General features: G+C 61.3%; 9 protein-coding genes. All 9 read left to right on the top strand.

Going from position 1 to position 14,921, the window contains the following annotated elements; translation table 11 throughout:
* The first annotated feature begins 31 nt into the window (after positions 1–31).
* The 9 genes from LDN04_RS02645 (at position 32) to LDN04_RS02605 (ending at position 14,840) form a co-directional block, all read left to right on the top strand.
* Positions 32–3,430 carry an acyl-[ACP]--phospholipid O-acyltransferase gene (locus LDN04_RS02645; protein WP_223906056.1) on the top strand — a complete coding sequence of 1,133 codons (3,399 nt, stop codon included), beginning with the start codon at positions 32–34 and terminating at the stop codon, positions 3,428–3,430.
* Between the two features lie 96 nt (positions 3,431–3,526).
* Positions 3,527–6,412: a hypothetical protein gene (locus tag LDN04_RS02640; protein WP_223906054.1), complete on the top strand. Its 2,886-nt coding sequence runs from the start codon at positions 3,527–3,529 to the stop codon at positions 6,410–6,412.
* A 177-nt stretch (positions 6,413–6,589) separates the two neighbouring features.
* Positions 6,590–7,156, top strand: coding sequence for a hypothetical protein (locus tag LDN04_RS02635; RefSeq protein WP_223906052.1), 567 nt, complete (start codon positions 6,590–6,592; stop codon positions 7,154–7,156).
* 244 nt (positions 7,157–7,400) lie between these two features.
* On the top strand, positions 7,401–7,580 hold the full coding sequence (locus LDN04_RS02630; protein ID WP_223906050.1) for a hypothetical protein: 180 nt from the start codon (positions 7,401–7,403) through the stop codon (positions 7,578–7,580).
* A 29-nt stretch (positions 7,581–7,609) separates the two neighbouring features.
* A complete protein-coding gene (locus tag LDN04_RS02625; RefSeq protein WP_223906049.1) occupies positions 7,610–10,345 on the top strand; it encodes a DUF2339 domain-containing protein in 2,736 nt (911 codons plus the stop codon).
* Positions 10,342–11,718, top strand: coding sequence for a DUF3999 domain-containing protein (locus LDN04_RS02620; RefSeq protein ID WP_223906047.1), 1,377 nt, complete (start codon positions 10,342–10,344; stop codon positions 11,716–11,718). The genes LDN04_RS02625 and LDN04_RS02620 overlap by 4 nt, the downstream gene beginning before the upstream one ends.
* 33 nt (positions 11,719–11,751) lie before the next feature.
* Positions 11,752–12,606 (top strand): alpha/beta hydrolase, encoded by an 855-nt coding sequence (locus LDN04_RS02615; RefSeq protein WP_308464652.1) that lies wholly within the window; start codon positions 11,752–11,754, stop codon positions 12,604–12,606.
* A 1-nt stretch (position 12,607) separates the two neighbouring features.
* Positions 12,608–13,204, top strand: a complete 597-nt coding sequence (locus tag LDN04_RS02610) for a tyrosine-protein phosphatase (RefSeq protein ID WP_223906045.1) — start codon at positions 12,608–12,610, stop codon at positions 13,202–13,204.
* Positions 13,205–13,268: 64 nt separating this feature from the next.
* Entirely contained in the window at positions 13,269–14,840 is a 1,572-nt protein-coding gene (locus LDN04_RS02605) for a YiiX/YebB-like N1pC/P60 family cysteine hydrolase (protein WP_223906044.1), read from the top strand.
* Positions 14,841–14,921: the final 81 nt, after the last annotated feature.

Here is a 14,921-nt window from a genome sequence, read left to right as displayed (position 1 = left end):
TGTCCGATAGCCTTTCGACAGGAGTGAATCCATGAACACATCCGTCCCGACCACCACCATTTCTCCCGGCATCTTCAACCGCCTGAACCTTACCCAGGCCCTGGGGGCTATGAATGACAACCTGATCAAGCTGATCATCGTCTTTTTCCTGGTCGGTCGGCAGGGGCCGGCGGCAGCCGGTACCATCGCTGCCATCGGCAGTGCCGCCTTCGTCGCTCCCTTTCTCGTCTTCTCCGCCCTGGCCGGCTCCTTGGCCGACCGCTACCCGAAACAGCGGGTCATCGTCGGCGTCAAGCTGCTTGAGGTCGGCATCGCCCTGCTGGCTGGAGTCGGACTGTTTCTCGCTGTTCCCGCTCTGCTCTACCTTGCGGTCTTTCTCCTCGGCACCCACAGCGCCCTGCTGGCGCCGGCCAAGTACGGCATCGTTCCCGAGCTCGTGGAGCGGGAGGAGCTCTCCCGGGCCAACAGTCGTCTGGAGATGTTCTCCTTCATGGCAATCATCGGCGGTACCGCTCTGGCTCCCTTCCTCGTTCAGGCGTGCGGCGGCCGGCACGGCCTGGCCTCCCTGGCCGGGATTGTGGTTGGGGTAGCCGGTTTGCTGCTCGCCCTTTCCCTGCCTACCACCGCCACAGCCGCTCCCGGTCGGCGGCTGACGGTCATGCCGACCAGCTATTTTCGTACACTCCGGGACCTGCGCGGTGACGGTTATCTTCTCCTCACGGTGCTGGGGGCGGCCTACTTCCTCTTTGTCGGCGCCTTCTGCCAGTTGAATCTTCTCCCCTACGGCATCGCCCGCCTCGGCCTCAGTCAGGAGGAGAGCGGCTACCTGTTTCTCGCCGCCGCATTCGGCATCGGCCTCGGATCGCTCCTCGCCGGCCGCCTGTCGGGACGGACCGTCGAATTCGGCGTGGTCCCCATCGGCGCGGTTGGCCTCACCCTCAGCGCGTTCGCCCTCCACGCTGCCCCTGCCAACCTTCCGGCCGTGCTCGTTCTGGTCTTCCTGTTCGGTGTGTCCGCCGGGCTTTTCATCGTTCCGCTCCAGGCCTTCATTCAGCTCCGCAGCCCCGCGGACCGGCGAGGCGAAATCCTGGCCGCCTCCAGCTTCCTCAGCTGGGTCGGGGTGCTCCTCGCTTCGGGGCTCCTCTGGTGTCTCTCCGGTCCTCTCGGCGTCTCCGCCGGAGGCTGCTTCACGGTGCTTGCCTGCATCACCCTGGTCCTCTCCCTTATCACCCTCCGGGTGCTCCCCGATTTCCTCCTTCGCTTCGTCGCCCTCATGGTGATGCGGGTCTGTTACCGGATCAAGGTCATGGACGACCGCTTCGTGCCAAGTGAAGGGGCAGCACTGCTGGTTGCCAACCACGTCTCCTGGCTGGATGCTCTCCTTCTCATCGCCACCCAGCAGCGGCGTATCAGGTTCGTCATGGACCGGCACATCTACGAGACGCCGGTGTTGAAACAGCTCTTCCGGCTGATGCGGGTCATCCCGGTTTCGTCGAAAGACGGCCGCAAAGGGCTGGTGGAATTCATCGCCACCGCCCGCGCGGCACTGGACGAAGGGTATCTGGTCTGCATCTTCGCCGAGGGGGCGATCACCCGGAGCGGCATGCTCGGCGAGTTCAAGGGGGGCTTCGAGCGAATCGTCAAGGGGAGCGACTATCCGATCATCCCGGTCTATATCGGCGGTGCTTGGGGGAGCATCCTCTCCTACGCCCATGGCCGGCTCCTTTCTCGCTGGCCAACCCTCTTTCCCTACCGGATGACCATCATCTTCGGCAAGCCGCTGCCGACGGAGAGCATGGCGACGGACGTCCGGCAAGCGGTCATGGAGCTTTCCTGTGCCTGGTTCGAGTCGCGCAAGTCGCGGCGCCGCTCCCTCGCAGAACTGTTCGTGGAATCGGCACGGGGGAACTGGAGCCGGCACGCCGTCTCCGATACGGGGGGGAAGGTTCTCAGCTATGGCGAGGCGCTGACCGGTGCGGTCCTCATGGCCGGGAAGCTGGACGATCTCATCGCCGGCCAGGAGAAGGTCGGCCTCCTCCTTCCCCCCTCGGCGGGGGGAGCGCTGGCGAACATTGCCATCACCATGGGGGGGAGGGTGCCGGTCAATCTCAACTACACCGCATCTCCCGAGGGTATCCGTTCGGCAGTGGAACAGTGCGGCATCCGGACTATCGTCACCTCCCGGGCCTTCCTGGAAAAGCTCGGTTCCCTCCCTGTGCTGGAGGGGATGGTATTCCTGGAAGATATCATTAGAGATATTACTCCTGGTCAGAAGCGGGTAGCCTGGCTCAAGGCCCGCTTCCTGCCGTGCAAAGCCCTGGTCAGCACGGAAGCCTTTACCGCCGACAGCGTCGCCACCATCATCTTTTCCTCAGGCAGCACCGGTGATCCCAAGGGAGTGATGCTCTCCCACCACAACATCCAGTCCAACCTGGAAGCGCTCCGGATGGTGTTCCGGGTCTCCCCTCGCGACAACATCTGCTCGGCGCTCCCCTTCTTCCACTCCCTCGGGTTTACCGGCACCCTCTGGTTGCCGCTGGTCTCCGGGTTTTCCGCCGCTTACCACCCCAATCCCCTTGACGGCGAGACCATCGCGCGGGTGGTGCGTGAACATGGCTCTACCCTCCTCATCGCCACCCCCACCTTCCTCCTCGCCTATCTCCGCCGGGCGAAGAAAGAGGACTTCGCTACCCTGCGCCTGGTTATAACCGGCGCCGAGAAGCTAAAGGCAAGGGTGGCCGACTCATTCCAGGAAAAGTTCGGCATCCGCCCCATGGAAGGGTACGGTGCCACTGAGTTGTCGCCGGTCATCACCCTGAGTCTGCCGGACGTGGAGATCGACGGGGTGCGGCAGAAGGGGGTGAAGGAGGGGAGCGTGGGGCACCCGATCCCGGGGGTGGCGCTCAAGATGGTCGATCCGGAAAGCGGCGCGCCACTCCCCTCGGGAGAGGCCGGGCTGGTGCTCGTCAAGGGGCCGAACGTCATGCTCGGCTACCTGAACCGTCCAGACAAGACCGCCGAAGTGGTCCGGGACGGTTGGTACGTCACCGGCGACATAGGCATCATGGACCAGGACGGCTTTCTCCGGATCACCGACCGGCTGTCCCGCTTCAGCAAGATCGGCGGGGAGATGGTCCCCCACGGGGCGGTGGAGGACGAACTGCACGCCCGCCTGGGGCAGCAGCAAGTGGTTGCGGTTACCTCCATCCCGGACGAGAAGAGGGGGGAACGACTGGTGGTGCTCTACACGAAAGGGGTTACGGACAGCGAGCGCCTGCACAAGTTGATGGGGGAAAGTCCGCTTCCCAATCTCTGGAAGCCGGGGAAGGAGTGCTATCTGGAGGTGGAAGAGCTGCCGATCCTCGGGACCGGCAAGCTCGACCTGATGGGGATCAGGGAGATCGCCCTGGTGGCGCTGGGAGGGAGCTAAATCCCAACGACACGCATGTCCGAAACAGGACGTTCCCCATGCCGTACCGCCTTGGCCGGCGAGGGGTAACACTATGCCGGAACGAAAGGAGTTCCCATGTCACGCCGAACGATCATAGCCTTTGCCGTTGCCACCCTTTTAATCGGTTGCTTTGCAGCAGTAGCCGCCGTCGGCACCGGCGGTGTCTCAACTGCTGCAATAACTCCGGAGATTCATCGGGCCGGTAATGAGGGATATTTCCGTCTGGTGCTCCCCTTGCCAGACAATGCACCTAGCGGGCCTCTTTCCTTGGTGCCGCGGGTGGAAGAAGGGGATGTGTATCTGGTACACGCAATAGCGTCAGGCCAAGCCCGGGAAGATCAAGATGAAGGCGAGGTGGCAGCCGTTCCTCACGGACGGACCATGACCATCACCGGCCGCTTTGGCAAGCCCGGCCCGGCCCGGCTGACCATCCTTGCCCGGCCGGCCGGCGGGGTGCTCAAACCGCTTGCCTCTCTCAGGTTCAAGCTTCCGACGGGCGACGTATCCCGCCCCGACGTACGGCAATCCTGGGCACGACAGCAGCAGGCCGGATTCCAGATGGCAGACCCCGGGGACACCGATCCGTTCAGTCACTACTGGAACCGCGTGATTGCCCCCCGTTACGGCCTTTCCCCGGCTGCTGGCGGCGACACGACACGCTTCCGTCGCGATCCCCCCGACCTGTACAGCGTCTTCACCGGCGCGGCGGCCATCCAGGAATCCCTCCAGTTGGAACTTCTCGGCGATTCTCCCCAGAGCCCCAGCCAGCGGGACGCCATTAAGAAGGCAACCGCCGGAGTGCCGGCGGATATCCCTCTTGCAACCCTTGCCGGCCCGTCAGTGAAGTCCCATCCTTTTCCGGAGATGCTGAAAGGGAAGAACCCCACCGTGCCCCTCCTGTCCGCCTATGTTCCGGCCGATCAGTACGCGGTCTTTTTCACCGATATCACCAAGCAGCTGGAGCTGGCTGACCTGATGGACGAGTGGGGGGGGAACCTGTTGCGCCAGGTGGAAACGAGCGCCCGGGACTTCAAGGTCAGGGAGAAGCTCTCCCGCCAGCTCTGCCTGGAAAACAGCCTGTTGACCCGCATGTTCGGCGATCGGGTGATCGGCGACATGGCTTTTACCGGTAACGACCCGTTTCTCAAGGAAGGGACCGCCTTCACCGTGATCTTCTCCCTTAAAGACAGGGATCGCTTCCGCAAACAGATAGAGAAAAATTACCGCGAGGCTGCCCGGCAGGGGGCTGTGCGCAGCGAATTCACCATCGATGGGCACCGGGGAATTGCCGTTGTCTCCGCCGACCGGCGCATATCCTCCTACACCCTGCTCCTGGGAAATGTTGCGGCGGTTGCCACCAGCAAGGAAGCCCTGGCGCGGATCGTCGCCGTGGCAGACAAGCGGCTTCCTCCCTTGGCCCAAGCCGAAGATTTCCGTTACATGCGGACCATCTTCCCCCAGAACGCAGGAGAAGAGGATATTTTCATCTACCTCTCCGATCCCCACATCCGCGCCCTGGTCTCCCCCCGATGGAAGATAGGCGAGGCGCGCAGGATGCGCTGCGCCGGTAACATGACCCTTCTGGCCAACGCTCGCCTCTGGTTTCGCGCCGAGCAGCGCCGCGAGCCGACCATGGCGGAGCTTGTCGCCGGCGGCTATCTGGGGCCGAATCCACCACACTGCCCCGATCACGGTGAATACGCTATCGACAAGAAGGGGGAGCCTTGCTGTTCGGTCCACAACCGTTCCGGCCATCTCACGCCGGTCGGGGAAATTCCCCTGGAGCGGATTACCCCCCGGGAAGCCGCTGAATACAAGGCGTTCGTTGAAAACTACAACCGCTACTGGACCCAATTTTTCGATCCCATCGGCATCCGGGTGAAACTGGGGGAGACCATCCGCATCCAGACCTGCATTCTGCCGCTTATTGAAAATTCCTGGTACGACGGGCTGGTTGCCCTGTCGGGCTGCACCCAGGGGACTCTCACGGAAGCAGCCCTCCTGCCCCGCACTGTCATGTCGTTGCGGGGGCACATCTCCCCCGATTGGCTCCGAAAAACCGAACTGGTGCGCGCACTGAGGGATCGCAACGGCCTCGATCTCGGGTGGCTGGGGGATGACGTGGCCCTCAACCTCTGCGACGGCCAGGTGCTCTTCACCCTGGGGGGACAGGGGTTCGGCATGCTCGGCCATGATGCGGGTCGCACCTCTTCTTTGGAACCCCTGGTCATTGGCTACCTTGCGTCGGCCCTCAATCTCCCCACCTACCTGACCGTAAAGGTGACGGACCCGGTCAAAGCGGAGGCGTCGATTCCCTCGCTCTTCCGCGCCCTGGGTCCGTCGTCCCATGACGACGAATTCGGTGTGGAGACCTACACCCTGGAAAACCACCGAGGAAAACCGTTCTACGTGACCAACTTTAGCCTGTTCGTGGTGAAGCTTCGCCTGTATGCCGCTGTGGTGGATGACCGTCTGGTGATTGCCTCCCGGCGTGACATCATAACCGACCTGATGGATGGGTTGGCAATAAAGGGTAAATCTTCTGCCCAGCAGGGGAGCATGCAGCTTTCCGTCTACCGCTCCGCATTCAAAGAACTGGGGGAACCGGTTTCCCTCGGTTACCAGGAGGAACTGCGCCATGCCTGCCGGAAGAACCTTCCCCTGGAGGCAATCATGCTCAAGAATCTGGGAGTGGCGCCGGAACAGTTGGAATCTTCAATTAGTGCTCTACGTGGCTACACTCCCTATTGCCCTGCCGGTGGCCGCTACCTGGTCGACCCCTCCACCGGCATCACCAGTTGTAGCGTCCATGGCAGCCTAGGCAGGCCCAGGCAGCCAGCCGTCGGCGATGATCGTTCGCCTACCCTGCAGTTGGTCAACAGCTTGGAGAAGGTGGATGCCCGCCTTGCCTTTACTCCCGAGGGGCTCATGACCACCCTGGAAATCCGTAGGAAACGCTAGGCATATAACAGCTGACCTGCCCCTATCTGGCCAGGGGAAGGGGCAGGTCGGCGTGCTACCTGGATAGAGAACTCGTCCGGGGATTGTTTGACTTGATGGCTAAAGGATTTAGACTTGGTTATGCAGTAGCAGGCAGGGAGGAGCCCCCCCTGAACCCCCATACAAAGGATGCAGTGGATGAAATCGAACGTCCTGATAGTCGGTGCCTTCCTGGTTGCCATCGGCATCGTTTCCGGGTGCGCATCGCTACTCCCCTCCGGAAAGGAAGAGACCCGGTCCCCCTGGAAAAGTTTCGACGATGCCAAGGCCGCTTACGACCGGGTCGTTCCCAACAGTACGAATGTGATCCAGCTCCGGGACATCGGGTTCAACATCTATTCGACCCCAAACGTGCGGATCCTCAACTACGTGGATATCGCACAGGCTACCCAGACCATCGGGAAGGAAGAGCTGGCCGAAGGGTTCCGAAAGTGCCTGCAGGCAAAAAACGGATGCCGGGGGTATGTGCTGGAGCCGAAGGACATCAGGAGCAAGCGGTACGGGAATCTGTTCCTCGATATCCTGAATTTCAGAAGAAAGTCGAAGGAGACAGGATGGAGATTCAGAGTGCTGTTTGTCGTCGTTGACGACATCGTCGTCGAAAAACTCTGGAGCGGCGAACCGATGATCGAGGCGGAGAGGGATACGAAAAATCCCCTTGGTCCCTTCCAGGAAGCCGGTTCTCTGCTGCCGAAACTCTGGTAGAACGGAAGGCCGACGAGGGAAAAGATCGCTCCCCTGCAACATGCTTATCCTGCCGCAGTATAGACACCCCACGTCCATTTACTGTACATTAAATGCATATGAACCCTGCGATGCATTCTGCGATACGATACTCTCACCAAGAAAATACCCCATAATATCGGCGTAGTATCCGGATATATTTGCCTTGGCACACTCCCTGCCTAGTGGTTTACCAAAAGTACAACACCGCAGCAGGGAGGAAGTCATGGAAACCTTTTTTCTCAGACTGGCCGTTGCCGTTGTCCCGTTGGTGCTCCTCGTCACGCTGGTCATCATTCTGGACAGCCGAACCCGGAAAAGTTTTGCCCTCCTCTGCTTGAGGAAAAGCCGGTGTCACCCGATCCTGCGTTCCTTTGCCGTGGCTGCCACGCTGCGCTGGTTCTAATAGACAATCTCTCAACAGATGGAGGACGTATGAACCCGGTTTATATAATCATCGGTGCCCTTATCGGCGGGTTTCTGGGAAAATGGGGAGGTATGGTCGGCGGCGCCTTGATTGGCTATCTGCTGGGTGCGTTGGGTGAGATGGGGGAGCGACTGGCAGAACTTGAGAAGGATATAGCCCGGCTGCGAAAGCTCGTAAAGTCCGGAGCCAGTGACTTCTCCCCTGCAGCGTCACCGCAAGGGGCAGAACACGTGCAATCCTGCACGGCCCTTGGAGAAACAGCCCCCGACGTGAACCAGGATGCGTCGACAAGCGTGCAGCAGCCTTCTTTCCGTGAAACCATTTCCTCGAAGGGTTCGGCTACCGAACTGAAAGGGGCCCCGGCTGATTTCGTTTTTCTGACGGTGGATGAGCCCCCTCCGCCTCGGTCTGAAACAAGGTCGGCGCCTGCCGGCGACCTCCTGGGCCGCTTTTTCAGCGGCGAGAACCTGCTCGTCAAGGCCGGTGTGGTCATACTCTTCTTTGGCGTCTCGTTCCTCGTCAAATACGCTGCGCAGCACGGGATGTTCCCTTTGGAGCTGCGGCTGGCAAGTGCCGCCTTGGGTGGCTGTGCTCTCATCGGAACCGGCTGGCGCCTGCGCGACCGGCGTGCCGGCTATGCCCAGGTCATCCAGGGGGGCGGGATAGGCATCCTCTACCTGACTATCTTTGCCGCCATGCGCCTCTACCACCTCATCACCACCATGGCGGGTTTCGCCTTCCTGGTGACGGTCTGCTCCCTCGCAGCACTGCTTGCGGTTCTTCAGGATTCCCACTCCCTGGCGATCCTCGGCACCGCCGGCGGTTTTCTCGCCCCCGAACTGGCCTCCATCGGCAGCGGCAGCCCCGCCATGCTCTTCAGCTACTACCTGGTACTCAATGCCGGCATCATCGGTATCGCCCGGTACCGTGCCTGGCGCAGCCTCAACCTGCTAGGTTTCGTCTTTACTTTCATCGTCAGCGCAGCGTGGGGCGGACGGTTTTACCGGCCGGAATACTTTGCCACGGTAGAGCCGTTCCTTATCCTCTTCTTCCTCATCTACACCGGTGTGGCGATCCTTTTCGCCCGGCATCAACAACCGGAATTCAAAGGCTACCTGGACGGCACGCTGGTGTTCGGCACCCCAATCGCCGCCTTCGCCCTCCAGGCCGGACTGGTGCACAACCATGAATTCGGCCTGGCCTGGAGCTCCTTCGCCCTCGGCCTCTTCTATTTGGGCCTTGCCCTCGTCCTATTCCGCGTGGACCCCGATGCCATGCGCCCCTTCTGCGACGCCTTCCTCGCCTTCGGCATCGTCTTCGCCACCCTGGCAATCCCCCTGGCTTTCGACGGGAGATGGACGGCCGCGGCCTGGGGGGTGGAAGGGGCGGCACTGGTCTGGGCTGGGTTACGCCAGGATCGGCAGCTGGCACGTGGCTTCGGTTATCTGCTTCTGATCGGCTCCGGCGTTGCGTTCGTTGCCGAGGCAGGGAACCCGACCGGCAGCTGGCCGGTGCTCAACGGTTTCTACGTAGGCTGCCTGATGGTGAGCGGTGCTTCCCTTTTTTCCGCATACCTGCTGTACCGCCAGAGCTACCGGCTCGAACCGTGGGAAGCCGGTATCGGCACGCTCCTGTTTGCCTGGGGGATGGTCTGGTGGTTCGGCAGCGGTCTCCACGAGATCGACCGGCATCTGCTTGCCGGCGTCCGCTTTGGCTGTTTCCTCACCTTTGTTGCGCTTTCCTGCGGTGTCTGCCAGCTTCTCCGCCCCCGCCTTGCCTGGCAGCTTCTGGACATCCCGTCTCTGGGACTCCTTCCGGCCATGGTCATCTTTGCCGCGATGCAACTGCTGACCGGCATGGGGCATCCGGCAGGAGAGGGGGGATATTATGCCTGGCCCCTCGCCTTCGTCGTCCTCTACTCCATCCTGTGGGATCAGGAGGAGCGTTATCCTCTCCTCGGCAGCTTCCATGCTGCCGCCCTCTGGCTTCTGGCTGGTCTTGGCGCGTGGGAACTCCATTGGCAGATCGACCTCCGGCTGCCGGGAATGACGACCTGGGCGTTGATCGTCTGGGGGGTAATACCTTCCCTGCTGGCGCTCACGGTCGTTCGCCGGGGAGAAGCCATCGCCTGGCCGGTGGCCCGGCATTATGGTGTCTATTTCGGCCTCGGCACCGGTCCTCTCGTGCTCTTTGCCTGGCTCTGGTGCCTCGGCGTGAACCTCACCAATCCGGGGAATCCCTGGCCGCTCCCCTATCTGCCACTCCTCAACCCCCTTGACTGTGCCACCGCCCTGGTGATGATCACATTGGCGGCCTGGTACCGGAAGGCCGGCACACTGGACGTTGCCGAACTCCCTCATGGCCCATTGCGGGCAGTCTTTGCCGTCACGGGCTTTATCTGGCTCAATGCCATCCTGCTCCGCACCATCCATCACTGGGGAGGGATACCGTTTACTTCTCATGCACTCTTCGACTCAATGCTCGTCCAAGCGGCCCTTTCCATCTTCTGGTGTCTCCTGGCGCTGGTGGTCATGACAATGGCCACCCGTCGCAGCCTCCGCGGCCTCTGGCTCACGGGAGCAGGTCTTCTCGCCGTGGTGGTGGGGAAACTCTTCCTCGTCGATCTGGCCAACAGCGGCACCGTGGAGAGGATTGTCTCCTTCGTGGTGGTCGGTATCCTTCTTCTGGTCATCGGCTGGTTCTCTCCGGTCCCTCCGCGCACCGATGAAGGGGGTGCGGCATGAAATGCCTGGTCCTCGGATCAATCCTCTTTCTCGCCACGGCAACGGCCGTTCTGGCCGATTCACCTGCCCCACGGGATTTTGCCTATGGGCAGACCCTGGCCGTCGCCGACAAAGAGCCCCTCCATGAGTTGCCGGTACCGGCCGATGCCTATCTCTGGTCGCGGCAACCGAATCTGGCCGATCTTCGCGTCTTCAACAACGACGGGGAGCTGGTTCCCGCCATCCTGCTCCCGGCTACTGTCCCGCCACCACTGCCGGTTGTTGCCTACCAGTTGCGGCTATTCCCGGTGACGGCGGTGCAGGCCGTCACCGCAGGCGGTATGGCGCTCCAGGCAAGGACCGACCGGAACGGTACTATCATCAATCTGAACACCAACCAGTCAACAACGGGGGGCAAACTGCCGGCCGTCTACATCGTCGATGCCACTTCGCTTGAACAGCAGGTGGTGGGGATGGAGCTGAGCTGGGAAACCCCGCCCCGCAATTACCTCGGTACGGTGACGATTTGCACCAGTGACGACCTCCAGAACTGGAAACCCCTTGCCGCCGGTACCGTGGCGAGTCTTCGGCAGGGGAGTGAAATCCTGGAGCAGCGTACGGTGGAGTTTCCCTCTATCCGGTCAAAGTATTTCCGGCTCACCCTGGCGCCGGAACAAGATACTCCCCGCATCACCGGAGTGACTGCCCGACTGGCCACCTCCAACGTCGAGCCGAACCGGCAGTGGCGCTCCCTGGCCACCGTTCCGGGCAAGGACCGGGCCGGCGACTACCACTTCGACACCGGCGGACAGCTGCCGGTGGACCGGATCCGGGTCCATTTCCCGGAGGCGAACACCATGGTGCGGGCTCGCTTCTATTCACGCCCGAACGACAAATCTTCCTGGGTCCTGCGTCACAGTACACCCCTTTATCAGCTGCACCAGGGGGGCACAGAGCTGGTCAGTCCCGCCGCGACCCTTCCCGTCACCACCGACCGCTACTGGGTCATGCGGATCGAGCAGGACGGCGGCGGTATCGGTACGGGACTTCCCCAGGTGGAGATCGGTTGGCTTCCCCACCGGCTCGTTTTTGTTGCCCGCGGTTCCGCCCCCTATCTCCTCGCCTACGGCAGCAGCCGGGACGACCTTTCTCCCCTGCGGGACGATACTCTCCTGGCGGGATTTCGGGCCGACCAGCGTGACCAGCTGCGGCCGGCTCCGGCACGTGCCGCTCCCCGGCAGGAACTTGGCGGGAAAGGGGCCTTCCGCATCCGTATCCCCTCGACCACCTGGAAGAAGCTCCTTCTTTGGGGCATTCTTGCCCTCGGTGTGGCGCTGCTGGCCGGGATGGCGTGGCGGCTGCAACGGGAGATGAGCGGCAACGCACGCCCGTGATAATGCGGGAGATACGGGGATTAAGAGGGTTTTATGAACAATTGTTGGAAAAGCAATTGTTTTTGCGCGGAAAGCACAGTATCTTTGCACAGATTCGCGGACGAAGGAGCTCAGCATTTGATCAGCCCTCGCTCGACCGTTAAAAGAGGGCAGGATTCGGCAACTACGATGCGGAATTCTATTCAAGCAACCTATCTGGTCCTCCTTCCGGGCATGGATGGAACCGGCAAACTTTTTGGCCCATTGCTGAGGCGTTTACCGGATTGGGTACATCCCATCGTTGTCAGCTACCCGCCAGACCGTGTAATGGCATATGATGAACTCCTTGCGGCGGTACGAGCCTCTCTTCCACGGGGCGAGCCTTATGTAATCCTGGGCGAATCGTTTTCCGGTCCCCTGGCATTGATGGCTGCCGCAGATTGTCCCGGAGATATCAGAGGGGTTATCCTCTGTGCATCCTTCGTGAAAAGCCCGCTGGTGCGGATGGCATCGTGGTTGAGTTTTCTGGTAGGTCCGCTTACCGTGCGGCTTGTCCCGTGGACTCTTAAGCTGAAGGTGCTGTTTGGCGCTTATGGTGCCGACGATATCAAGGAGCTGTTCGCCTCCATCCGCGGTTCCGTCTCCCCGGAAGTCATGGCTGCCCGTGCAAAGTACATCCTGGAGCTCGACTGCACCGATGAGCTGCGAAAATGTCCGGTTCCGCTGCTCTACATCACAGCAACTGATGATGCGCTGGTTACACGACGAAGCCTTGCGCTGATACAGCGAGTTCGCCCCGATGTTACCGTCGCCACCATAGAGGGACCGCATCTGATCCTGCAATATGCACCGGTCGAAACAGCACGGGCCATTCAGAATTTCATCGAAATCTGTAGGGTAGAGGATTGACATGACAAAGGTCATTATCGGGATGCTCTGCATCACCCTGGCCGTAATTTCGGCAGCCATCAGCCACGCTGGACCTGCAACAAACGGCATTGCAACGTCATTACCCGTTGTTCATCTCCCCACGGACGCTCACACCTCGGAACGGATCTATAATTTGCCGGGGCTTTCTAACGTGGGGCGGGTTGCGCCGGGTATCTACCGAGGAGCGCAGCCAGCGGCGGAGGGGTACGCGACCCTGAAAAAGATGGGGATAAGGACCGTCATCGACTTCCGCACCACCGAGAACGACCGACGGCAGGTGGAGGATGCGGGGATGAAGGCCATCTCCGTGCCGATCGAAATGTCCCGTAATGGTCTCAGGGAGAAGGTGGATCGGGTCGTGGCGCTCATGGCCGACCCGGCCAACCAGCCGGTCTTTATCCACTGTCGCCACGGCCAGGACCGGACCGGTATCGTCGCCGCCGCTTACCGGATGAAGGTTGAGGGGTGGTCGTTGCAGGACGCGGAAACGGAGATGCAGTCCTTCGGATTCAATGACATCTGGGTGAATTTCAAGAAGTTCATCAGGGATTACGCCCAAGGCATCACGAAGAGGTAGGGAGGGGCCACCCAGGGCGGCCACAGGGGCCGTCCCTCGTAGATATTTCCTTGCGGAGACAATTATGAAATTTCTTGCCCCTTCCATCTCCTGCCTGCTCGTCATCACCCTCTCGCTGCCCAGTGTTGCCGTATCCGGTTCCCTCAGGGAACTGGTCCGGGCCGGGACGAAGAAAGGGGTGCCGGAAGGTTGCCCCGGCCACCTCGTCACCGCCCATGGTACTGAACGGGCGGCCATCGAAGCCTCGCTGCGCAAGGAGATTATCGACTTCCGGAACCTGGCGGAACAGGCCCTGGCCCTGCGGGCAGAGACCATCAAGGTGGGGAAGCGGGTGAAGGAAAAGATGGAGCAGGGGAAGCCGCTGTCGGGAGACGACCTGGATCTCCTCAACCAGGGTATCGTCCAGCACCTGGCGCTCCGCGAGGAGCTCATTGCCGTGGCAGAATCTCATGAATGCTGGCTCGACGCCTCGAACAAGGATCTTGACGCTCTCGGCATAACCCCGGAGACGCGTTTCAAAGGGGTGATGCTTTCCCTCTCCGCCGCCCTCGTCCTCTACGACAACTACCTGCTGGCGGTTTCCCTCTTCGAAGGGGACGGCAAACTGCGACGGCTGCTCAACGAACGGGACCCCGGGTATGCGGTGAACAGTGCGGCCCTTGCCAAGGTGACCCTCAACTACAACTCCATCCTCAACCGGAACAGGGTGCGCAAGGCGATCAAGTTCTACGAGCGGGAAGCGGGCAAACAGCAGGGAATCGTCACCGAGAGCCCCGAGATGGCCTACGTGAACGTTCTCATAACCCAGAGCCCTTCCTACACCATGGTCAAGGAGTGGTCTCCTTTCTACGTCGTGGGCCGCAAGCTCGGCTTCCTCGGCGCCGTGACCAGCGATACCGTGACCGGTTTCGAGCGGGACGGGGTGAGTCTCTTCAGCATGGTCTTCGGCAACGCGGTCGGCCTGGTGGAGACCCGTAAGGGGAAGCTCTACGGCCGGAAGGACGTCCTGGGGGAGGTGAAGGGTTCACTCCGGGCGGGTGACATCCTGCTGGAAAAGACGCCGTTCCGGTTGACGGACAAGCTCATCCCCGGCTACTGGGGGCATGCGGCGGTCTGGATCGGGACGGAGGCAGAGTTGAAGGAGCTGGGGATATGGGGTAATCCGCTAGTGGCAAGTCACCACGAAGAGATCCGCGCAGGAAGGCTGGTGGTGGAGGCGCTCCGCTCCGGTGTGGAGATGAACAGCCTGGAACACTTCCTCAATATCGACAGCATCGGTATTTTGCGTAAGCCGGCCAGCGGCAGGGAGGAGCGGGCGCGGACCATCATCCAGGCCCTGCGGCAGGTGGGAAAACCGTACGACTTCAACTTCGATGTTGAATCGAAGGAGCGGGTCTACTGCTCCAAGCTGGTCTACCTCTGCTACAGCGGCATCGACTGGCCCACCAAGAAATCCCTCGGCCGCACCACCTTTACCCCCGATGACGTGGCGATGAAGGCGGCCCGGGAAGGATCGCTCCAACTGGTCACTTTCTACCATGACGGAAAGCGGGTCAACGAGTCCCCCACGGCCCGGATGGCCGAGTTGATGGGGGTGGCTAACGGAAAGCAGGTGTCGTTCAACAGTCTGCGGTGATTATCAGGTTGTTTTGCCCAGCCGTTGTGATATGATTTCTCCACCGATGTTCCCCTGAAGCCTTTCTGCACCACTTTCCGC

The organism is Geobacter sp. AOG1, from assembly GCF_019972315.1.
Taxonomy (GTDB): Bacteria; Desulfobacterota; Desulfuromonadia; order Geobacterales; family Geobacteraceae; genus Geomobilimonas.
This window is presented reverse-complemented; position numbering and strand designations above follow the sequence as displayed.